We start from the raw sequence: 23,514 nt of genomic DNA on the forward strand, positions 1-23,514 counted from the left end.
AACCGTGGAACGTCGACAACAATTTTCTCATACCCCTTTGCCCTATTTACTGTTAGCGCCACAAATGGTGATTATCGCTATTTTCTTTCTCTATCCGGCCGCAAAAGCGATCTATCTTTCCTTTATGCTGGAAGATCCATGGGGGATGTCCTCTACTTTTATTGGCTTGGAAAACTATCAGATGCTGTTTCAATCTCATGAATATTTGAAATCACTCAGCTTCACTTTACTGTTTTCTATCATCGTCTCTTTTTTATCACTCGCTCTTGCTCTGCTACTGGCCGTCAAAGCAGACAACATCATTCACGGGCAAGGAACGTACAAGGTTACTCTAACTTGGGTTTATGCTGTGGCTCCCGCGGTGGCGGGCATTATTGGTGGTTTTCTGTTTAATCCTCACATTGGCCTATTAACGGACCTGTTTGCGATTGCTGGATGGCAATTTAGTCTGCAAACCAATCCATTCGATGCAACCTTCGCATTAATTCTGGTCTCCGTATGGAAACAAGTCGCGGTCAATTTCATCTATTTTCTCGCCGGATTACAGTCCATTTCTTATGCCGTCAAAGAGGCCTCAACGCTCGATTGCGTCAGTGATGCCAAACGTTTTTGGACCATTACTTTTCCTTTGCTTGCCCCGACTGGATTCTTTCTCTTAGTGATTAACCTCACCTATGCCTTTTTCGATACGTTTGGCGTGATCGATACCATGACCAACGGCGGACCTGGCGGCTCAACAACGTCTTTGGTTTATAAGGTTTATCGTGATGGATTTGTTGGCGCTGATTTAGGCGGCAGTTCAGCACAATCTGTGATCTTATTACTACTCGTTCTGGGGCTAACGTTTATCCAGTTCCGTGTCGTTGAAAAACGTGTTCATTATTAAGGTGTTATATCTAAGGAAGCAAAATGAAAAGTAATAACCTATTCGATCACTTAATTTTGATCACCGGAGCCTTATTTATGCTGGTGCCAATCTGGTTGATTTTTGCCAGCTCGACTCATCATCCCAACACCATCATCAGCGACGGCTTACAGTGGGGAATGGGCGATCAATTTTTAGCCATTTATGAAGAAGCGTGGCACAAAAGCCATGGATTTTCGGGCAATGTTACCGCGCAATCGATGATCACCAATTCGATGATCATGGGACTGGGCTTTGCGTTTGGAAAAATTTTGGTTTCGATGATTGCGGCTTACGCTTTGGTCTATTTCCGGCTGCCTTATGCCAGCTTCTGGTTTTGGCTTATTTTTGTCACGCTTTTATTGCCGTTAGAAGTACGAATCATCCCCTCTTATGAAGTGGTATCAAGCCTAGGAATGCTCAATAGTTATACAGGACTTATCTTACCTTTGATTGCCTCAGCCACTGCAACCTTTTTCTTTCGTCAGTTTTTTAAAACGATTCCAGATGAATTGATGGAAGCAGCACAGCTCGATAATGCCGGACCGATTCGTTTCTTTATCGATGTATTACTGCCGCTGTCGAAAACCATGATCGCCGCCATTTTCATCATTATGTTCGTGGTGGGTTGGAATCAGTATTTGTGGCCAATCATGATGACCACCGATGAGCAATACAACACCATCGTGATGGGCATTAAACAAATTCTCAATAATATCAATGAAACTCGTTTACCACGTTATGACTACGCCTTTGCCATGGTGATTTTAGCCATGCTGCCACCGGTATTCGTTGTTGTCATCTTCCAACGTTGGTTTGTTAAAGGATTAGTCGAAAGTGAAAAATAACGCCATGCATTTAGTTACCCCTACTTCGCCACAAAAACTGGACAATGTTATGTTGGATATCAGGCAGTTAGTTAAAACCTATGACAATGGTCATCAGGCCGTTAAGGGCGTAGATCTGGCGATTAATAAAGGGGAGTTTATCGTTTTAGTCGGTCCCTCTGGTTGTGGAAAATCATCCATTCTACGCTCGATTGCGGGGCTTGAGCCCATCAACAGTGGAGAGATCCATCTAGCCGGTCGTCGAGTTGATAACGAAAAACCTGCGCTACGTGATATTGCGATGGTATTTCAAAATTACGCTCTTTATCCTCATATGAGCGTTTACGATAACTTGGCGTATGGCTTAAAAAATCGTGGTGTGGATAAAAAATCCATCGCTGAAAAAATTAATCACGTCGCCAAAACCCTAAAAATTGAAGATTATTTGGATCGAAAACCCGCCAAGTTGTCTGGTGGTCAACGTCAACGTGTAGCGATGGGACGAGCGATTGTTCGCGATCCGCAGCTGTTTTTGTTTGATGAGCCATTATCCAATCTCGATGCGGCATTACGCGCGCATATGCGGTTGGAGATAAAAAAACTGCAACGCAAACTCGGCGTGACCAGTGTTTATGTCACCCATGATCAAGTAGAAGCCATGACACTGGCTGATAGGATTGTGGTGTTAAATCAAGGAAAAATTGAGCAAGTGGGTAGCCCAAAAGAAGTTTACCATCAACCCGCCAGCACCTTTGTGGCCAGCTTTATTGGTAGCCCTGCAATGAACTTTATCCCGGCATCATTAGATAGAGGCGATTTACACGTTGCGCAGCAAAAGGTTTTCTTGCCTCAATATCAACAGCTTAGCGCGCCATCGTTAACTCTCGGTATCAGACCTGAGCACGCTGGACTGTCAAGTAATGAAAACACCCTCAATCTACGCTTACAAATCAGCGTGGTAGAACCGCTAGGACCCAATCAGCTAGTACATGGTAAAATCGCTGGTTTAGATAACCCCAGCGATTTTATTGCGGTAACACCTGAAATGAGTGTAGATATTGATCAAACGCTTAACCTATCAGCCAATGTAGATAACTTACATCTGTTTGACGAACAAGGTCGGCGTTTATGCCCGACCTCATTAGCCCAGCGAGCTATCGCTTAATCATCCTAAGTTAAACTCTTCACTCAGCGGCAGTTTTCCGGTGCGGCTGAGTGAAAATCGGCTCGCTCACGCAGCGTATTGGTAATACGCATGATATTTGGATAAAGGCTAATATCAACGGCAAAGCGCTCTGCATTATACACTTGAGGAATCAGGCAGATATCCGCCAAAGAAAGTGCATCGCCGATACAATATTGCCCTGCACTTATAGTCAGCTTTTCTTCAATGGCGCGAAAACCTACCGCTATCCAATGTTGATACCACTGCGTTTTTTGGGGCTCATCCACAGCAAGGTTTTGTGATAAATATTGTAAAACCCTTAAGTTATTTAATGGATGAATATCCATTGCGATATCATGAGCTAACGCCAACACGCGATATTTTGCCTCACCTGAGACAGGAATAAGCCGCGCCTGCGGGTAGTGGTCATCAAGATATTCAATAATCGCCAGTGATTGGCTGAGAACGAAATCACCATCAACTAACACTGGCACTAATTCACTTGCATTAAGCTGATGGAATATCTCGCTGTGCTGCTCACCACCTTGAGCGATGAGATCAACTGGAAACTGTTGATAACTCAGTTGCTTAATTGCTAAGGCAAGGCGCACTCGATAAGTGGCGGAGGAACGCCAATAGCCATATAACTTTAGCTTACTCATCCATCAGCTCCGCCAGTCAACAACCGTCTGTTCAATCGCACCAAATACGCTATCTCCTTGCTCATTGAGCATTTCCAGTTTAATCGTATCCCCGACTTGCATAAAAGCAGTGCTGGGCTGACCATCTCGAATGGTCTCAATCATACGTAACTCAGCAATACACGAATAGCCGACACCGCCTTCTTGAATCGACGAGCCATATTCAGTTCCTTGCTTATTCGATACGGTTCCAGAACCTATAATGGTACCACTGCATAAAGGGCGAGATTTCGCGGCATGAGCAATCAGCTGAGGAAAATCAAACGTCATATCGACCCCTGCATTAGGACAACCAAATAACTGACCATTATAAGTTGATAGTAATGGCAAAGATAACTTAGCGCCGTCCCACGCCGCATTGAGTTCATCCGGAGTCACTGCCACCGGAGAAAAAGCAGAACTCGGCTTCGATTGAAAAAAGCCAAAACCTTTGGCTAATTCATTAGGGATTAACCCACGTAGAGAAACATCATTCACCAGCATCACTAAGCGAATATATTGCCCAGCCTGATCGGCGGTTATCCCCATAGGCACATCATCGGTGATCACCGCCACTTCAGCTTCAAAATCTAACCCCCATTGAGGGTCTGCAAGTGGGATGGGCTCTCGTGGGTTAAGGAAACTGTCCGAACCGCCTTGATACATTAATGGGTCGGTCCAAAAGCTGGCAGGCATTTCTGCCCCTCTGGCTTGCCGCACTAATTGCACATGATTGACGTAAGCGGAACCATCCGCCCATTGAAAGGCCCTTGGTAACGGCGAGTTACAGTTATCCTCAACAAACGGTAAAGTATGCGTCAGTTGTCCCGCATTTAAAGCATGTGAAATTTCTTGTAATGGCCCTTCTACTTTATGCCAATCATCAAGTGCTTGCTGTAATGTCGAAGCTAAATGATCAACAACCACACAGCGTTGTAAATCTCGACTAACAACAACCAATTGACCATCTCGCGTATCATTTTTTAACGTGGCTAACTTCATGGCGTATCCTTATGCTCTTTCCAGCTATAAACGTACTGAGGATTTTCTACTTTTTTAACCGCGTCGGTAAATTGCAGAGCGTGACGAGTATCAATCATCACCGCGACTTCATCGGTAAAGGTTTTACTGTTTTTTAATCCGGCTTGGAACGCTTTCGGATGTGGGCCATGGGTAAAACCCGCAGGGTGAAACGTCACCATACCAGCTTCAATATTATCGCGACTAAAGAAATCCCCCGCGTGATAAAACAGCACTTCATCATAATCATCATTATTGTGATAAAACGGCACTTTTAATGCGCCGGGATCACTTTCAATCGGTCTTGGTACAAACGTACAGACTACAAACCCTTGCCCAACAAAGGTAGTATGGGCTGATGGCGGCAAATGATAACGATGGGACATTAGCGGTCGAATATCTCGCCAATTCAATCTCAGTACCGCCAGATCGCCATGCCAGCCTACCGCATCTAGAGGATTAAAAGGATAGGTGATCACACTGACTTGATCATGACGTTTAACTTCAACGTGCGTAGTACGCTCCGAATATTGCGCCTGAAAACGTGCATTGATGCTCGGCACTTCAAGCACCGCCGGATCAAACAAAGCGTGCTGACCGACAATGCCTTTTTCTGGTAACGCATAAGCGGCATCCGTATTCTCGATCATCAACAAAAACAACGGTTCATTAGGGTCTAAACGCCAAGTCGTTGAGCGCGGAATTAACACATAATCCCCTTCATGAATCGTCATATGGCCATAATCACAAAACAGCTCGGCACTGCCTTTATGAACAAATAATAATTCATCGCCATCCGCATTACGCACCAATTGGGTCATTGGTTGGCTAAGCTGCCAGACCCGGATTTTCACCTCTTGGTTATGCAGTAAATGAGGGACAGACCAAGGGGAGGATTGTTCAGAGTGGCTCAAGTGATTTAAGTTAAATGCTCTGGGCCGTAAATCGCCCTGCCATTCGGTCCATGCGGTGGGTGGATGCTGATGATGAAAGTGACTCGCAGCGCCAAAAAAGCCACTGCGCCCAGCTTCTCGCTCATAGATCGCTTGCTCAGGAAAATCCGCATGAGCCTGTTTCGAAAACACTCCTTCGCGATGAGGAAACGTAAACGGTTTATGCATCATCCAATACTCCACGACGAATTTGATCTTCTTCTATCGATTCAAACAAGGCTTTGAAATTACCTTCGCCAAAACCTTGATTGCCTTTGCGCTGAATAATTTCAAAAAAGACTGGACCAATAACGGTTTGGGTAAATATTTGCAGCAAAATACCATCTTTGAGCGGTGCACCATCAATCAATACCCGCAATTCGCGTAACTCATCAACGGATTCATGATGACCGGGAACGCGCGAATTAATTTTCTCATAGTAGGTATCTGGGGTAGGCATAAATTCCATACCTTGCGATCGCAACGTACGTACGGTGTGATAAATATCGGTGGTACTCAAGGCGATATGTTGAATCCCTTCGCCATTGTATTCACGCAAAAACTCTTCAATTTGTGATTTATCATCACGCGATTCATTGATTGGAATACGAATTTTTCCACATGGTGAGGTCATCGCTCGGCTAACAAGCCCGGTTAACTTGCCTTCAATATCGAAATATCGAATCTCTTTAAAGTTCGCCAGCTGTTCATAAAAACCAGCCCACTTATCCATATTGCCTTGTTTTACGTTATGAGTCAGATGATCGATTTCGCATAAACCAACCTGCTTGTGCTGCAAACGCTGCTCTGCATCGTCGTAAAATAAGAAATCAACATCATAAATACTTTTATCGCCATAGCGGTCGACAAAGTACAACAAACTGTCACCAATCCCATAAATCGCTGGAATGCTCAATTCCATCGGCCCTATTTCACCTTGATAAGCCTTGGCTCCACAACTTAAGGCATGTTGCAATGCGCTTGCTGCATCCTTGACTCGAAATGCCATACCACAGACCGAAGGGCCATGCAGCTTTGCAAAGTCAGCCGCTTGACTATGAGGTTGAGCATTGATGATGAAATTGATATCCCCTTGACGATATAGCCAAGCTTGTTTAGAGCGGTGTTTCGCGATTTCAGCAAAACCTAAAGAAGTGAACAGCTGTTTTAGTGCTTCAATCCCCTGCGCATCCGCTGCCGTGTATTCAACAAACTCAAAACCATCGGTACCAAGAGGGTTACTTATTGATGTCATGTCTAGGTTTCCTTTATAGGGTCGAAATCTCTATTAACCATGGCACGATTCAATAAAGTCGCAACGATCAGCCAATACCTAATACTGCCCCTAAAAAACACCAACAATGTAACATTTTTGTTACATTGAAAAGCCATAATCCGTTTAAGCCGCCAGTGGCTCATCAATCTCGTTGTCATTTTACTGACAAACCTCGCTCGAAAGAGCCGAGTTTAGTGAGTATAAATATCTATACAGGTGTAAAAAATGAAGGATTTAACTACTTAGCAAACTTAATGCAGGGTTATTTTTTAATCTTGCCTTAGATGACGCAACAAATAACGAATTGGTGAAATCAATGATTGCGCACTATCTTTAATCGATGCGTGTATACAACCGCATAAAAAAACGGAACCTTCGATAACTTATGCCTTGTGCCTTGGCTCGCTTGCTCTATAATGCGCAATCTGTGTACAATCCGTTTCAAATTTAAGACGAAGTTAGAAATACAGGTCAAAAGCATTGCAAAATAAAAAAAGAGTCCTACTCAAAAAAATATTATCTGCTTGTCTTATCCCTATCCCGATCGTTTTTTTTTACGCTTACTACACCAGCGTCACAAGCATTAATAGCCAACTGAATACGATTGCTGATTCATACGCCAAACGAATCGATAGTCTGGTCGCTGATCTCCATGATGAAAATGCCAAAGCGTTATACAGCAACAAAAGCTGCGCTCAGATTCAAGAAGACTTACTGTTTGAAAGTTTATTGCGTGAAATGTTGATCGTTGAAGATCAACAGATCGTTTGTTCATCCAAACGAGGAGAAATGCAGTCAGACATCAGCTACTACTATCCAGATGGTATTATCACCAGTAAAGAACGCTTCTTTGACTTGCAAAACGATCCAGCCATGCGCACTTTATTAGTCATTGATGCCGATAAAAACAATCCCTATCGTGGTGCCATTTCTGTTGTCGATCAAGGTTATATTCAAGCTCGTCTCGGTTATCATACCGATACTCGTATCGCGAAATTAATCGTCAAAGTCGGTAATGAATACTATCCAGCTAATAGTAAATTTATTACTAAGCAACATAATGTAAAAGTGAATTCCGCTAATAAACTGTTTACGTTACAAATTGTCGCTAGTGACTCTTTTGTCACCGAACAGATAACCTTTTATCTACTGAGTGCCCTTCCAGCTTCGATTGCGCTGTCTTTCTTTATTTATGCACTATTTTTATTTTTTACTGGCCGAACTAGCCTACTCGATGATCTAAAAAGAGGATTAGAACGACACGAGCTATTTTTAGTCTATCAACCAGTGATCGATAGCCAGAAACAAAATGTGGTCGGCTATGAAGCGTTACTGCGTTGGATTAATCCTAAATTGGGTTTTGTTAAACCCGATACGTTTATTCAAATTGCAGAAGAGTATGGCTTAATTAATAAAGTCACCGATTATGTGATTAATCAAGTCCAAAAAGACGCTCAGTATTTACCTAACCATCAGCAATTACACCTTAGCATTAATGTTCCGCCTTGTTATCTTTCGCATCAAAAACATATTCATCGTTTAATCCTTTGTGCCACTCATCTGGCGACTCAAGGAATTCAATTAGTGGTTGAAATTACTGAACGCCAACTGCTGGATCAAAAAGGACAAGCCGTTTTACATGAACTACGGCAAGCTGGCGTGATGATCTCTATTGATGATTTTGGCACAGGACAAACCTCGTTATCGGTCCTGCAACATATCGCTTTCGATTATTTAAAAATCGATAAATGCTTTATTGATTCGATTGGCGTGCAATCGGTTAGTGCCCCAATTTTAAACACCATTATTGAGCTGGCTCATCAGCTGAAAGTCAATATCGTCGCGGAAGGAGTGGAACATGCCGCTCAAGCCAAATACCTTGCCAACAAAGGGGTTCAATATCAACAAGGCTATTTCTACTCTAAACCCCTCGATCTTTCGACAATAACAAAGGGGAAAGCATCCTCATCCTAATGAAGACCAGCCAGAACAACACCAAGGTTACACCTTCTGTTGTGATAGGGATTTGCGCAACCAGTGTATATGCGGAACAAATCCCCCTTGCTGATAAAAATGTTGCGCCGTTTGATTAAACTCCCACACCTCAACAAACATTTCTTTGACGCCATAGTCAACGAATGTCTGCTCTAAATGAGCAAGAAGCGAGGCTGCGACTTTTTGTTGGCGATAACAGGGAACAACATATAGCTCATCAATACTGCCCATCGGAATGGGCTGACTGACACTCGAAATTAACTCACAAAAATGCCCAGTAATAAAACCAACGATCTGAGCCCCCTGTTTAGCAACGTAAACCAAACATTCCGGATCATCTAAATAACGAGCAATGCTCTTCTCTTGCTCAATCTCATGAGCGGTTTTGAAATAAGCTGGGCAAGCACGGTGATGCTCGTCGTGTAACTCAAACATCAACTGATTGAGTACTTCTAAATCATTTACCTGAGCCGCTGATAGGATAATTGTTGACATTGTCTTGCCATAACAGAAATAAAAACTAGAGCAATTCTAGCCAATAAAGACAAAAAAAAATACGCCCAACACCGATTAGTGTTGAGCGCATGGGTTAGCATCAAAAAGTAAATAGCGCTACTCTGTGACTGGTGCTTTTACGGTTAATGCATCACGACGCAGCTTGAGAATAGTCAGTAGCATGGCACAAAGTGCTAGAACACTCATGCCGATATAAACCAAGCTAAAGCCTTGAGCTAACACATGGCTAGCAACTTGCGCCTGCTCAGCGCCATGCTCACTCACCGTCACGTCTTGGGGAACTCGTAGATAGAATAACGCCGAGCAAAATGCCACCCCTAATGCCCCACCTAACTCACGACCAAAGTTAAATAACGACATGCCAATACCACGATCGCGAGCAGGCAACACACTTTGCACGACAACGCTGAGTGCGGGCAAGGTTAAGCCAAGTCCAATTCCTGCAAAACCGAGCGCGAAATTAACCCAAATATCATAGTGAATTTGCCATAGCGCAATCATCGCCAAAGCAAAACCTAACGCTACCAACAATTTATAACGAGCAAACTTAGCAACTAACTTGCCGCCAACATAAGCCCCCGCCGTGATACAAAACATGAAAATGACCATCACAACACCACTTTGTGATGGAGAAAGCCCCTTCTGCCATTGCAGTTGTAACGGTAAATAAACTAACAGCGCAAACATCAACATTTGCGATCCCATCACCAACATAATGGCGGTTAAGTAGTTGGGTAAACGCGCTAAACGAGCGGGTAAAATAGGATCGCTCACACGTTTTTCTACCAGTACGAGCATGACAAGGCTTGCCAATAAAATAAACGCACCCCAGCCATTCGGTATAAACGAGTGTGATGAAAGCAACAGCAGCAACATGGTAGTGGCGATCATCAATAATCCGGCACCAAGCCAGTCAAAGCGGCTATTACGGCGTTTATTCAAGTGGCTGAGGTAACGATTAACCATCCATAATGCTACCAAACCAAGAGGCAAGTTGATTCCAAATACCCAGCGCCACGTTAAATGATCGGCAAAATAACCGCCCAATAATGGCCCAGCAATACTCGATACCGCATACACCGCGGAAATATAACCTTGGTACTTGCCTACTTCACGGGCAGGAATCGAATCCGCAATCACGGTAAAGGCGAGAGCAATTAAGCCACCACCACCAATACCTTGAATAACACGAGCACCAATTAAACTCGGTAAATCAATCGCAAACGTACAGAGCGCCGAGCCAATCATGAAAATGACAATGCTGATATTGAGCATGCGTACCCGACCAAATAGATCGCTCAACTTACCATAAACGGGTAGCACTGCTGTCGCGGCCAATAAGTAAGCGGTAATCACCCAAGTAAGCGCCTTTCCAGCCGATAACTCCTGCCCAATCAAAGCTAAGGGTGTGGTGACAATGCTTTTTTCTAAAGAGCCTAAGGCAATCACCAGCGCTACACTGGCAAATATAATTTTCGGATTAGCTGAATAAGTCGAATCGGTTGACATAAATCCTCTGGTATTAAACGATACCAATACAACATAACGTTAAATGGGTAAATAATCAGCGAATGAGCGCAGAGGGTGCGCAGCTTCGGTAACTCAAGATTGAAGAAAGCGCAGTCTATCGCGCATCACGATAAGATAACTGAATATCATTCTATCTAAAATAGGATAGAATGGGATCGTCAATTGCAAATATGGGATTATGATGAAATTAGACGATCTGGCGCTTTTTCTTACGGTGGTACGCTGCGGCAGCTTCGCCTTAGCCGCTAAGCAAAAAGCGCTCTCTAGCAGCACTCTAAGTCGCCGAATCCAACAGCTTGAGCATGATATAGGCAGCATCTTGCTGATCCGTAATAGTAAAGAAATTGTTTTAACCAAAGAAGGGGAACAATTATTTGAGACCTATGCCGAGCTCTTTGCTGAGATCGAATCGAAACAAGAAATCGCCTTACGTGCCAAACAAGAATATCGTGGCACGATTGTCATTAATGCACCGATTATCCCCTTACGTCATCAACTGAGCCCACTTGCATTAGAATTTTGTCAGCAACATCCCAACGTTAATATCCATTTTCAAGTCGGTGCCGGCATGGATTACTTCACGCGTCACGATATTGATATCGCTTTGCGTTTTGGTCCTCAGCCACATTCCGATTGGGTCGCTCGTAAGCTAGCCAATAATCCATCACAGCTCTGCTCGACTCCCAGTTACGCCGCTACCTTAACCTTAAATCATCCTGAACAGTTGCAAACATTACCGCTACTGACGCTAAATACCAAACAGGCTTGGGTGTTTAAACATCGGCTCACCGGAGAACAATTTCAATTTACCCCCCGAGCTCGCTTAAGTTCAGAAGAGTTAGATACGATTTTACAAGCGACACTCCTAGATATGGGAGTCGCTCGTTTACCGAAAGGATTGATTAGCCAAGAGCTAACGCAGCAGCAATTAGTTCCTCTATTGCCAGAATGGGATATAGAAGGGGCTGATGTTTATTTACTGCACCCTCAACGGCGATTTTTACCAGAAAGGACCCAAGCTTTTATTGACTACATTAATGCACATTGGCCAAGAGTGGCGTTCAGTCATTGGTTAAATACATAATTGACGAGAATAAAACGCCCTTGGAGAAAAACAAAACCTCCAAGGACGTTATTGATGTTTTATCAACTGAGTGATAAACCGATTTAGCGACTAACCGCTAAAGCGATTATAGAAAATGGAAAGTTGCGTTAAAGGAAAGCACACTGACGTCTTTCTTATCGAGAGTATAACGATGGTAACCCGCGCCTACCGAAAAAGGACCCATAATAAAATATTCAGCGCCTACGCCATACATGATATCGAAACCATCATCATCTTTACTGTTGTTGATTTCTGTTTTCCATGAATGGATACCACCACGCGCATAAATATGCAAAGGGCCAAAATCAATGCTTGGTTTTAGTGCGGCATACATGGTTGAAGCAGAGGTCTCAATACCATTAATTTTAAAATCGCCTAATTTTGTGTAACCACCTTCAACCGCAAAAAATGGCAGAATTCCGGTCCCAACGTGCAAATTGTAAGCCGTACTGCTATCACCACGGTAATCAGATTGGCCAACCGATGCACCAGCGTAAACCAAAGCATCTGCCATTGCTGCAGAAGAGGCTCCCAATAGCGCGAGGGCAAGTAACGTTTTTTTCATAATTAACCTTTTGATAGTTGTCTGGCCGCTTGCTGCTAAGCCAATGTTATGCATTACCGGAAATTATAGAATCATCTTCACTGCACCTCAAGGAACGAAAGGACAGATAGTGAATAAAGATCAATAATATATCCGCTTATCATTTGAAGTCACCGCCCGATGGGCGGTGACTTGTAGCTTGCCTAACAGGCATCGATCGCTTGTTTGACCCGTTTATCCGAAATCGGATAAGGTGTACCGAGTTGCTGAGCAAAATAACTCACTCTTAGCTCTTCAATCATCCACCGGATCTCTTTGACCGATTCAGGCACTGCCATCCCTTTCGGGATTTTATTCAATAAGGTTTTATACTCATTGACCACAGATTCAATTTTCAACATGTGCAAACGATCTTTATTGGGATCAACCGGTAGCTTTTCCATCCGCCGTTCAATGGCCTTCATGTAACGCAAAATATCCGCCAGCTTTTTCCAGCCACATTCGGTGGCAAAGCCTTTAAAAATCAGCCCTTGCATTTGTGCTTTGATATCCGACAAAGCAAAAGCCATCGTGAAATCGACTTTGCCTTTCAAACGCTTATTGATGTTGTAGGCGGTGGTTAAAATGGTTTCTACTTGCTGGGCAATTTCGACCACCGTATCCCCCAGTTCAGCGCGAACATATTCTTTCAGCGCTTCAAAGGCATCTGGCTGCCAAACCATGCCTCCATGCTGTTCGATAAGCTTATCAACGCCACAGGCAATACAATCATCAATTAAATCCAGCACTTTACCGTAAGGGTTAAAATACAAGCCAAGCTTAGATTTATTGGGCAAGTTACTGTGTAAGTATTTGATCGGTGATGGCACATTAAGCAAAATTAACCGCCTTTGTCCGGCTTGCATGGCAGTTTGCTGCTCACTTTCCGTTTCAAATAGCTTAATTTCAATGCTGTCTTTATTATCCACCAACGCCGGATAGGCTTTAACCTCAAAACCGCCACGTTTTTGCTGGTAGACTTTCGGCAGCTCACCAAACGACCAAGTGTGGAGATCTTTCTGCTCAATATCATCATCTGCCACTTGCGATAGGGTTTCTTGGACCTTAGCTTTCAAGCTTTCTTTCAATGCGTATAAGTCTTTATCCTCATTGAGTTTTCGCTGACGGTGATCCACTACCCGATAAGTCACTTTTAAGTGATCAGGCACTTGCTGCCAATTCCAATCTTCGCGCTCGATAGCCACGCCTGTCATTCGTTTAAGCTCTTTTTCCAGCGCATCCAGTAATGGCATGTCTAATGGCGTGACCCGGGCTAGAAAAGCATCAGCATAGTTTGGCGCTGGCACAAAGTTCTTACGCAGCGTTTTCGGTAGCGATTTAATCAAACTGACCACTAATTGATGACGTAAACCCGGAATTTGCCAATCAAAGCCTTGCGGCTCAATTTGGTTAAGGATCGGCAGTGGGATATGCACCGTGACACCGTCACTATCAATGCCCGGTTCAAACTGGTAACTGAGCTTTAACTTAATCCCATTTTGGTGCCAGAAATTAGGGTAATCGAGTTCGGTGATATGGCTGGCATCGCCTTTAACCAGCATCTCTTTTTCAAAACTGAGTAGATCCGGGTTATCACGGCTGGCTTTTTTCCACCAAGCATCAAAATGACGTCCTGAAACCACCTCCGCGCCGACTCGTTGATCATAAAATTGGAACAGCTCTTCATCATCCACCAAGATATCTCGGCGACGCGATTTATGCTCTAACTCTTCTACCTCAAGTAACAAGGCACGATTTTGCTTAAAGAAAGCGTGTTTAGTTTGCCAATCACCTTCCACCAAAGCACTGCGAATGAAAATCTCTCTGCTCAATGGCACGTCAATCGCGCCATAATTCACCGCACGTTTGGCAACGATAGGTACGCCATAAAGAGTCACTTTTTCATACGCCATCACCGCAGCACTTTTCTTCGACCAATGTGGTTCGCTGTAACTGCGTTTGATCAAGTGCTTAGCAAGAGGCTCAATCCATTCCGGTTGAATTTTGGCGACAATCCGCGCCCACAGTTTCGAGGTTTCAACCAATTCCGCCGACATCACCCACTTTGGCTGTTTTTTAAATAAACCAGAAGCTGGGAAGATATTGAATCTTGCGTTACGAGCCCCTTGATACTCATTTTTTTCAGCGTCTTTACTGCCGATGTGTGACAGCAAACCCACCAAAATGGCGCTGTGCAGACGGTCATAATTGGCCGGCTGATCGTTGAGCTTATAATCCATTTCACGCATCGATTGATGAATTTGGAAATAAACATCTTGCCACTCACGAACGCGCAAATAATTTAAATAATCCTGTTTACATTGACGACGAAAAGCATTGCTATTCAAGGCCTTTTGCTGCTCTTGTAAGTAATGCCACAGATTGATTAAGGTAACAAAATCCGAGTCTTCATCGACAAAACGGCGATGTTTTTCATCTGAGGCTTGCTGCTTATCACTCGGCCTTTCTCTTGGGTCTTGAATCGATAACGCTGAGGCAATGATCATCACCTCTTTTAAGCAGCCGAGCCGCGGCGCTTCTAGCACCATTCGTGCTAAACGTGGGTCAATCGGTAAACGAGCCAACTGGCGTCCAATCGTGGTCAGGCGTTTTTTCGGGTCGCTGATCTCAGGGTTCATTGCCCCCAACTCTTCCAACAAGCGAACCCCATCTTGAATATGACGTTTGTCTGGCGCTTCAACAAATGGGAACGCCTCGATATCGCCTAAGCCTAGCGCGGTCATTTGTAGAATGACTGACGCTAAGTTGGTGCGTAAAATTTCCGGATCGGTAAACTCAGGGCGAGATAAAAAGTCCTCTTCTGAATAAAGACGAATACAGATCCCTTCTTCAACACGTCCACATCGTCCTTTGCGCTGATTAGCACTGGCTTGAGAAATCGGTTCAATCGGTAAACGTTGCACCTTGGTGCGATAGCTGTAACGGCTGATCCGCGCGGTGCCCGGATCAATAACATACTTGATCCCTGGCACCGTTAACGAGGTTTCCGCCACGTTGGTGGCAAGTACGATCCGCCGGCCGCTATGGGGTTGGAAAATCTTATTTTGTTCACCAGAGGATAAACGGGCATACAAAGGCACAATCTCGGTATCTCGTAACTTACGTTTGGCCAACGCATCCGCAGTGTCACGAATTTCCCGCTCACCATTCATAAAAATCAGGATATCCCCTAAACCTTCAAGGCACAGCTCATCCACCGCGTCAAAAATACCTTCGAGTTGATCGCGATCGCTGTCAGTCTCGGAAACCAATGGCCGGTAACGAGTTTCTACCGGAAAGGTTCTGCCTGATACTTCAATGATCGGCGCATTATCAAAGTGTTTCGAAAATCGCTCAGGGTCGATGGTTGCCGAGGTGATGATCACCTTGAGATCAGGGCGGCGCGGTAGTAACTGGCGTAAATAACCAAGAATAAAATCAATGTTTAGACTGCGCTCGTGGGCTTCATCAATAATGATGGTATCGTATTGATTGAGATATCGGTCATGTTGAATTTCTGCCAGTAAAATACCGTCAGTCATTAATTTGATTTGCGTTTGTTCCGAGATTTGATCGTTAAAGCGAACTTTATAACCAACGACTCCGCCGAGCTCACACTGCATCTCTTCAGCAATACGATTCGCTACCGAGCGAGCAGCTAAACGGCGTGGCTGGGTATGGCCAATCAGCCCATATTTGCCGCGTCCAAGTTCAGCGCAAATTTTCGGTAACTGAGTGGTTTTACCAGAACCGGTTTCCCCTGCGACAATCACCACTTGATGCTGCTCAATCGTCCGCGCAATATCATCCCGCTTTTGACTAACGGGTAACTGTTCTGGGTATTCGATAGTCATCTTTTGCGCTTCTCGCTGCGAAACCACCATCATGGAACGAGCAATATCTAAAGCAATCTCATCAAAGACTGCCGTTCTTGCTTGCTCTTTAACAATTTTACTGGCACCGATGATCCGCTTGTTGAGACGAAAACGATCTTTGATTAAACACTGTTGCAGCGCTTGTTGTAGTGATTTGGCTGTATTGGCTTTTGCCATTGTGTTTTTTTCTGAATGAGGCTGTGACTGAGTCAAAGCGTTACCTATTCTTTTCTTTGCATAAAATTGTCTGAATTGTATCACAAACTTGTGGATTGTTCGGTACTTCGTATTGAGCAAATCATACGGACTTAAGCCACTAACCAGCAAAGAAATGCATTTCGACGATTAATTGTTCGTTTAAGGCCCATTGCATACAAGAAGGTTTAGTTTTATTGTCATTTGGCCGCTAAAATAGAAAGATACCTAACCAAGTAGAAAATATTGTGAAAGCTTCTGAACTGAAACTGAGATTGGATGATCTGCCTGCTGATTGTGACCCTGAAGTCGTTATGGGAGAACTTTGGCTACCCGAACGCTTAGTCGGCACTCAGCATGATAACGATATGCTGTTTTTGCAATTTGATAATGCTCCTGAAGAAGGAGAAGGCGAAGAAGAAGGCCGCGGCTTTGTCCAGCATGAAATTAATCTGATCCGCGAGCGTATTACTCAATTGCTCAATGAACCTAATCCGCAGAGCGTTCAGGTTGAAGCCTTGGTTGCCTTACTGCTGCTTGCCCATGAACAAAGCAGTTCAGAGTTTGTCGAAATGGTCAGTGACTGGGAACTCTAGGTATTTGAATGGTTCACCACTTAAATCACCACTCTCTTTCACCCTATTCTGTAACGACAAGGGAACTGTGGCTCCATTTTCTCCTCCAATAGTTAGGGTTCACCGATAGCGCATACAGAAAAGGTTTTTTTATGTTTAATACTATTACCGCCTTATTTAAACAACTCCTCGACGGGCAAGATCTAAGTCAACCCTCTCCTAGCCCTAATTTTGCTATCGCTTGTTTATTAAGCGAGGTCGCTGGCTCAGATCAAAAAATAACCCCCACAGAACGACAAGCTAAGCTAGCCTTACTGCAACGCTTACTCGCGGTAGAAGAGAATGAAGCACAAGCTTTGATTACCCGTGCTGAGCAGCAAATACGCCAATCGGCATCACTGTATGAATTTACTTCCCAGTTGCGAGATCTAACCCAAGATAAACGATTTGAGTTAATAAAAGCGATGTGGGAAGTGGCCCACGCCGATGGCGAAATTGATCCGCTGGAGGATGCGGTGATCCGTAAAACGGCTGAGTTACTGTACGTTGACCACAGTCAGTTTATTCGCGCGAAATTGATGGTTGTTAATCCGAAAAAATAAAGCGAAGTTCTCGAATTAACGCGACCTTCGCTTGATGGTTTATTTGTTTGCTGTTTTTACTTTCTTTAATGTTGCATTCCACGATGACCTTGATGGGAGCTAAGCAATACACCCATCAAGGCCTCTAAGACCGTTCGTTAATATTTAAACTGATTTAAACGCGAACTCACCGCACTCACCCGATTCGCCGCGTCGCGACTCTCTTGATTCGCCGCGCTGGCACCATTATCAATTTCATTCGCCGCATCATTAATCGCCACAATATTGCGATTAACCTCTTCAGTCACTGCCGCCTGCTCTTCTGCTGCGGTAGCGATTTGATGCGCCATGTCTTGAATACGTTCACTTTGCGCGCGAACCTCTTTTAAAGCATCAACAGCACGTTGTGATAACGCTTGGCAGTTATTACTCTGTTCACGACTTTCATTCACTGTGGCCACCGCTTTTTTACTGCGCTGACGTAAAGTATCAATCATGGTTTGAATTTCATCGGTGGACTGCGCGGTGCGCGTGGCAAGGTTACGCACTTCGTCAGCCACCACGGCAAAACCACGTCCCTGATCGCCAGCACGCGCCGCTTCGATCGCTGCGTTTAATGCTAATAAGTTAGTCTGCTCAGAGATGGCTCGAATGACATCCAAGATTGACCCCACTTGCTCACTTTGCGCTTCCAGCTCTTCTATCTCTTGCGCAGATTTGAGAAGATCATTAGCTAGACGTTTCAATCCTTCAGCACTTTGTTCAACTTCGCGCTGGCTTTGGTTAATTTCTTGCTGAGCTTGAGTCACCGCGCTGGCGGTTTCTTGAGCATTGTCAGAAACGCTGTGTGCGGTAGAGGACATCTCATTAGTTGCCGTCACCACCTGCTCGATTTCTGCTCGTTGATGTCGAATTTGATCGACCCCTTGTTTCGCATAAGAAGCCGAACGCTGTGTACTTTCGGTTAAACCCTCCATTTGCTGGGCAACATCAGAGACTATCGAACGAACATTACCGACAAAGGTATTTAAATGATGAGCCAATTGCCCGGTTTCATCACGGCGATCAATTTTAATCGTTTGAGTTAAATCTCCGCCAGATTGGGTGAGTTTTTCAACCAAACCGACCAGCTTTTGAATCGGACGACTGATTGACAATGCCATAATCCACATCGCGATAATGCCTAGTAGAATGAGTAAACCACCGACCCAAAGCTGGCCTTGAAGATTAGCGGAGAAGCCCTGATCTAACTGCTGCGAAATCACAGCGGCTTGAGCTAGTGCTACAGAAACGGGTAGGATAACAATAACTTCCCAATGATCATTCACGCCATGAGCACGAAACTGTGCTGATGCAATCACGGAATTATCTTCAATCCGGCTTTGTCCAACCACACGCTTACTGATCAGTGAAGCCACACCCGTCTGCTGGAGGGCTTTACCAACATTTCCGGCTTCTGAACTATCGGCACTCACGATATTTTTCGGGCTGAGGATGATCACTCGCGCTTGACGGTCAATATGCTTTTGGGTATCAGCAGCAATACGTTGCAGGAAGTTTAACGAATAATCGACGCCAACCATGCCAACCGCTTTACCATTAACCATCACGGGAGAGACAAAAGAGCTCAATAAGGTTTGTACACCTTGAATATCGTAACTCGCTGGGTCAATAACGCAATTTCTGCCCGTTTCGATAGGACATAAATACCATTCAGAATTACGTACACCTGTCGAAGAAACGGTTTTATCGTACATATTACCTAATGGACGCATCCCTAATTGCCCCGAAGCTGAACGGTTCCAATAAGGGGCGAATTGACCATTATCTTTACTATGCGGTAACCCGAGAGAGAAAATATCATCGCCATCGAATTGATGCGCTTCCCAGCCAGTATAAATACCCAGCAGATCGGGGTGCTGAAGAAAAACACTGCGCAGCATCTCGGTGACCACTTCACGGGAAGGTCGTTCACCTTCTAAGCTACTCGATAACGACTGTGAGATCAGCATTGCTTGATCAAAACGACTTTTGACTCCAGACGCCTCCTGATTGGCGATAAGTTGCATATTTTGCAACGCTTGACGACGCAGCTCTTGATCAACCTGTTGATTAACAGAAGCGGATAAAGCTTGACTGCTATGATAACTAAAACCAATCACCGCAAGAGTAATTGATAGAAGGGCTAACACACTGAAGGTTAAAACCTGTTGGCGAATACTGGTAAATTTCATCCTGATAACCTTACTTATCCATTGATTACTACCAGTTTAAGTCAGATTTTTCCTTTGAGCATTGTCATCGCGTTTTTATTGAGAGATTTGCCATAGAAACAACGCAAAAACCAGCTTTAAAGCATGGTTAGTGCCAGTTTAGCGAGGTTATAAGCGTCCACATAACCGGAATGCTGCCGCCCTTCCCAATCAATGCCTTGTGCTTCTTGCGCTGCTCGGTGCCCGATTCGTTTATCTTTTAAACGATGTTGAAGACGATATAATGTCGCTAAATTGACACATTCGTGGATCGGCATGGGCAGACCTTTTTCAGCGCACTCCTTGGCTAAGATCAAATCGTCTCTTCCCCAACACGCATAAATCTTCTTACTGCCTCCAAAATTTTTCACCATCGAACGCAACACATCGGCCAATGGGCGTCCTTGTTTAGCCACTGTACGCGGAGTAATACCCGTTAGTTCAACGCAAAACTCAGAAATTTTATCCTGCTCTGGTTGTACATAATATTGAGCTCGCTTAACAATTTTACCCGCGGTGAGATCGATTTCAGCCAACCCCACTTCGATGATCTCTCCGGTAGTGCCGACACCATTCTCATTCCAACAACACATTTCAAGGTCAAAACACACCACTCGGTTGTAGTTCATTCGCTTATTCCGTGATTAGACTCAACTAGCTGCAAATATTACCCAACTCTCTGCCAAAACTCGACGATTAAACCGTAACACCATGATTGGTTACCGCAATTTTAAAACGATTGTCGACAAACTCGGCAAATCACCACGTTGAGCGCCTAAAAAGCGAACGAATAGTCGTTCTCTCCCCCTGAAAACACCGATTTAACCATGCCTCATCGGTTGAATATGCTAATATCTGCCCTTATTTATCAAGCTATTCTGATCATCAAAATACCGCAGCACGCTGTATTTGTTAGACCTAATATTGAGAATTCATCATGAACTTCGATTTAAGCGCTATGCCAACCACTATCGACATGCTCCACGCTGTCCTTGCTATTTTGAGTCTATTTTTTGTTTTATTACTGATTCTTCGTAAACCGCGTGTGATAGAAACCCTCGTTGAAAAACCGATTGAGAAAATCGTCGAAGTGGAAAAACCGGTTGAGAAGATTATTGAAGTCGAAAAGATTATCGAAGTAGAAAAAGTGGTCGAGAAAGTGGTCGAAGTTGAATCTAAACTTGCCACGACATCGACTGACTCTGCACTGCAACTGCTGGCTATTTTGCAAAAAGAAGCCCGATTCATTGACTTTTTACAAGAAGAACTCAGCGCATTCTCTGACGAAGAAGTCGGTGCAGCGGCTCGCGTTATTCATTCGGGTGGCCAAAAAGTTCTCAAAGAGTATCTAACTTTGGTGCCGATTCGTCCGGAAGACGAAGAAACACGCATCACCATTGAACAAGGCTTCAACTCGCAAGCGATTCGTTTGGTCGGCAATGTAACGGGACAAGCACCGTTTACAGGTACGTTGATCCACAAAGGTTGGCAAGCCAGCGCCATTCATTTACCAAAACTGGCTGAGCATTATGATGCCTCGATCATTGCCCCAGCAGAGGTAGAGCTATAATGGAACATCAACACGATCTCTCCACCCAATCATCAGCAACTTTTAGTGTCGGTATTGATTTAGGTACGACTCACTGTGTGATTGCTTATAGCGATACACGAAACGAACACGCGAGTGTACAAGTCATGCCGATTCCCCAGCTTAGCGCACCGGGTAGCGTCGAATCACTCAATCAGCTTGGTTCTTTTGTCTATCAACCCCATGAGCACGAAATGAATCCTGCGTCTCGTGTGTTACCGTGGACAGATAAACCCCATGCCTTAGTCGGAGCGATTGCCCGTAATCTTGGTGCGAAAACGCCGATTCGTTTGGTAGCCAGTGCTAAATCTTGGTTATGCCATGGCGGCGTTAATCGTCGTGAAGCATTTTTACCCGCTGGTAGCCCCGAAGAAGTCGAGAAAATCTCCCCTCTCCGCGCTACCGAGCTTTACCTTGAACACTTAAAACAGGCGTGGGATCACGCTCATCCCGGTCATCCACTGAGCGATCAAGACGTCACTATCACCGTGCCAGCCTCGTTCGATCCGGCAGCACGAGACCTCACGGCTGAAGCTGCGCGGAATATTGGTTTACACCATCTGACTTTACTCGAAGAACCTCAAGCAGCACTGTATAGCTGGATCGATAATAGCCATGAGCAATGGCGCGATCAGGTCAACGTGGGTGATATTGTATTGGTGGTCGATATTGGTGGCGGAACAACTGACCTATCACTGGTTGAAGTGACCGAAGATGAAGGGACATTAACTTTAAAACGCATCGCCGTCGGTGAGCATATTTTACTTGGGGGCGATAATATGGATCTCGCTCTTGCTTACCATTTAAAAATGAAACTAGCCAAAGAAGGTAAAGAGCTACAACCTTGGCAAGTGCAAGCAATGACTCACGCTTGTCGTGATGCTAAAGAAGCATTATTGAATGACCATCAACGGCAAGCCATGCCGATTGTTGTGCCAAGTCGCGGCTCCAAACTGCTCGGTAGCACCTTGAAAACCGAATTAACGCAGCACGACGTTCAACAAATGTTGGTTGAGGGCTTCTTCCCTAAAGTGACGATTAATGATCATCCACAGCAACGTAACCGTGGTGCATTGACCCAAATGGGCCTACCTTATGCGCAAGATGCCGGAATTACTCGCCATATTGCCGCATTTCTTGCCAAACAAGCGAACGCAACCACAGAGGCAACAGACCAAGAATTCAACCCGTTTCTTGGTGGCATGCTCGGCCAAGCATCACCATCAAACGCTTTTATTAAACCAACCGCCATATTGTTTAATGGCGGGGTGTTAAAATCATCCCTTCTGGCAGAGCGTTTGCAAGACACCATAAATCAATGGTTAATCGAGGCTGGTGCTCCAATCGCTAAACGCCTAACTGGTGTTGATTTAGACTTAGCGGTTGCCAGTGGGGCGGCTTATTATGGGGCCGTACGTCGTGGTCAAGGGGTACGGATTCGTGGTGGTATCGCTTCGAGTTACTACGTCGGCATTGAAAGCGCCATGCCAGCGATTCCCGGTATGGCCCCACCGATGGAGGCGCTCTGCGTTGCGCCATTTGGCATGGAAGAAGGCTCGAACGTCGACGTCCCCAGCCAAACTTTTGGTTTGGTGATTGGTCAACCGGTTAACTTTCAGTTTTTTGGTTCGACAACCCGCCGCGATGATACCGCAGGGACTCATCTGGATCATTGGCAAGAGGATGAGTTAGAAGAGCTGCCAGAAATTCAAGTTACCTTACCAGTATCAGAAGGCCGTCGCGAAGGTGAGATTGTCCCCGTCACTTTAGCCGCCCGAGTCACTGAATTAGGCACTTTGCGCCTTGAGGCTATCGCCGCGGATAATGGGCAAACGTGGCATGTTGAGTTCAATGTGCGTGAAGAGGCTCAACCGACCGCTTAGTCATCCATTACCAAACGGCACTTTCAGAGTGT

Annotated in this window: 19 protein-coding genes; 9 read left to right on the forward strand and 10 right to left on the reverse strand. The window is 44.8% G+C overall.

Translation table 11 applies throughout. The features are described 5' to 3' along the window. Positions 1-4 precede the first annotated feature (4 nt). The 3 genes from BSR11_RS03865 to BSR11_RS03875 are packed head-to-tail and all read left to right on the forward strand — an operon-like array spanning position 5 to position 2,896. Positions 5-886, forward strand: coding sequence for an ABC transporter permease subunit (locus BSR11_RS03865; RefSeq protein WP_072669161.1), 882 nt, complete (start codon positions 5-7; stop codon positions 884-886). Positions 887-909: 23 nt separating this feature from the next. Beyond that, on the forward strand, positions 910-1,752 hold the full coding sequence (gene ugpE, locus BSR11_RS03870) for a sn-glycerol-3-phosphate ABC transporter permease UgpE (protein ID WP_072669162.1): 843 nt from the start codon (positions 910-912) through the stop codon (positions 1,750-1,752). 49 nt (positions 1,753-1,801) lie between these two features. Further along, positions 1,802-2,896, forward strand: coding sequence for a sn-glycerol-3-phosphate import ATP-binding protein UgpC (locus BSR11_RS03875; RefSeq protein ID WP_208604770.1), 1,095 nt, complete (start codon positions 1,802-1,804; stop codon positions 2,894-2,896). 23 nt (positions 2,897-2,919) lie between these two features. Here BSR11_RS03875 and maiA read toward each other — a convergent pair whose 3' ends face one another. Genes maiA through hppD form a run of 4 tightly spaced genes read right to left on the reverse strand, consistent with a single transcriptional unit; the run spans position 2,920 to position 6,783 of the window. After that, a complete protein-coding gene (maiA, locus tag BSR11_RS03880; protein WP_072669164.1) occupies positions 2,920-3,558 on the reverse strand; it encodes a maleylacetoacetate isomerase in 639 nt (212 codons plus the stop codon). A gap of 3 nt (positions 3,559-3,561) precedes the next feature. Further along, positions 3,562-4,578, reverse strand: a complete 1,017-nt coding sequence (locus tag BSR11_RS03885; RefSeq protein ID WP_072669165.1) for a fumarylacetoacetate hydrolase family protein — start codon at positions 4,576-4,578, stop codon at positions 3,562-3,564. Continuing rightward, on the reverse strand, positions 4,575-5,717 hold the full coding sequence (locus tag BSR11_RS03890; RefSeq protein WP_072669363.1) for a homogentisate 1,2-dioxygenase: 1,143 nt from the start codon (positions 5,715-5,717) through the stop codon (positions 4,575-4,577). Before BSR11_RS03890 ends, BSR11_RS03885 begins: the two co-directional genes overlap by 4 nt. Next, complete coding sequence (hppD, locus tag BSR11_RS03895) at positions 5,710-6,783, reverse strand: 4-hydroxyphenylpyruvate dioxygenase (protein ID WP_072669166.1); 1,074 nt, start codon at positions 6,781-6,783, stop codon at positions 5,710-5,712. The genes BSR11_RS03890 and hppD overlap by 8 nt, the downstream gene beginning before the upstream one ends. A 501-nt stretch (positions 6,784-7,284) precedes the next feature. Here hppD and BSR11_RS03900 point away from each other — a divergent pair. Beyond that, positions 7,285-8,778 (forward strand): EAL domain-containing protein, encoded by a 1,494-nt coding sequence (locus BSR11_RS03900; protein WP_072669167.1) that lies wholly within the window; start codon positions 7,285-7,287, stop codon positions 8,776-8,778. 27 nt (positions 8,779-8,805) lie between these two features. On the opposite strand, the gene BSR11_RS03905 is transcribed toward BSR11_RS03900, so the two are convergent. Then, a complete protein-coding gene (locus BSR11_RS03905; RefSeq protein ID WP_072669168.1) occupies positions 8,806-9,294 on the reverse strand; it encodes a GNAT family N-acetyltransferase in 489 nt (162 codons plus the stop codon). Positions 9,295-9,411: 117 nt separating this feature from the next. Continuing rightward, positions 9,412-10,824 carry an MDR family MFS transporter gene (locus BSR11_RS03910; RefSeq protein ID WP_072669169.1) on the reverse strand — a complete coding sequence of 471 codons (1,413 nt, stop codon included), beginning with the start codon at positions 10,822-10,824 and terminating at the stop codon, positions 9,412-9,414. A gap of 202 nt (positions 10,825-11,026) precedes the next feature. Between BSR11_RS03910 and BSR11_RS03915 the strand changes: the two genes are divergently transcribed. After that, positions 11,027-11,929, forward strand: coding sequence for a LysR family transcriptional regulator (locus BSR11_RS03915; RefSeq protein WP_072669364.1), 903 nt, complete (start codon positions 11,027-11,029; stop codon positions 11,927-11,929). Positions 11,930-12,035: 106 nt separating this feature from the next. Here the strand turns inward: BSR11_RS03915 and BSR11_RS03920 are convergent, their stop codons facing one another. Then, a complete protein-coding gene (locus BSR11_RS03920) occupies positions 12,036-12,515 on the reverse strand; it encodes an outer membrane beta-barrel protein (protein WP_072669170.1) in 480 nt (159 codons plus the stop codon). Positions 12,516-12,697: 182 nt separating this feature from the next. After that, a complete protein-coding gene (hrpA, locus tag BSR11_RS03925) occupies positions 12,698-16,621 on the reverse strand; it encodes an ATP-dependent RNA helicase HrpA (protein WP_072669171.1) in 3,924 nt (1,307 codons plus the stop codon). A gap of 230 nt (positions 16,622-16,851) precedes the next feature. On the opposite strand from hrpA, the gene BSR11_RS03930 reads away from it, so the two are divergent. Both BSR11_RS03930 and BSR11_RS03935 read left to right on the forward strand, forming a co-directional pair. Further along, entirely contained in the window at positions 16,852-17,199 is a 348-nt protein-coding gene (locus tag BSR11_RS03930; protein WP_072669172.1) for a VC1380 family protein, read from the forward strand. A gap of 131 nt (positions 17,200-17,330) precedes the next feature. Then, the gene (locus BSR11_RS03935; protein WP_072669173.1) at positions 17,331-17,780 is read left to right on the forward strand and encodes a tellurite resistance TerB family protein; all 450 of its coding nucleotides are present in this window, start codon (positions 17,331-17,333) and stop codon (positions 17,778-17,780) included. Positions 17,781-17,917: 137 nt separating this feature from the next. Here the strand turns inward: BSR11_RS03935 and BSR11_RS03940 are convergent, their stop codons facing one another. Beyond that, positions 17,918-19,993 carry a methyl-accepting chemotaxis protein gene (locus BSR11_RS03940; RefSeq protein WP_072669174.1) on the reverse strand — a complete coding sequence of 692 codons (2,076 nt, stop codon included), beginning with the start codon at positions 19,991-19,993 and terminating at the stop codon, positions 17,918-17,920. Positions 19,994-20,109: 116 nt separating this feature from the next. After that, the gene (locus tag BSR11_RS03945; protein ID WP_072669175.1) at positions 20,110-20,640 is read right to left on the reverse strand and encodes a 3'-5' exonuclease; all 531 of its coding nucleotides are present in this window, start codon (positions 20,638-20,640) and stop codon (positions 20,110-20,112) included. Between the two features lie 308 nt (positions 20,641-20,948). Between BSR11_RS03945 and BSR11_RS03950 the strand changes: the two genes are divergently transcribed. Both BSR11_RS03950 and BSR11_RS03955 read left to right on the forward strand, forming a co-directional pair. Then, the gene (locus BSR11_RS03950; RefSeq protein WP_072669176.1) at positions 20,949-21,581 is read left to right on the forward strand and encodes a DUF2760 domain-containing protein; all 633 of its coding nucleotides are present in this window, start codon (positions 20,949-20,951) and stop codon (positions 21,579-21,581) included. Continuing rightward, entirely contained in the window at positions 21,581-23,482 is a 1,902-nt protein-coding gene (locus BSR11_RS03955) for an Hsp70 family protein (RefSeq protein ID WP_072669177.1), read from the forward strand. Before BSR11_RS03950 ends, BSR11_RS03955 begins: the two co-directional genes overlap by 1 nt. Positions 23,483-23,514: the final 32 nt, after the last annotated feature.

It is taken from the genome of Vibrio injensis, assembly GCF_001895205.1.
Lineage (GTDB): Bacteria > Pseudomonadota > Gammaproteobacteria > Enterobacterales > Vibrionaceae > Vibrio > Vibrio injensis.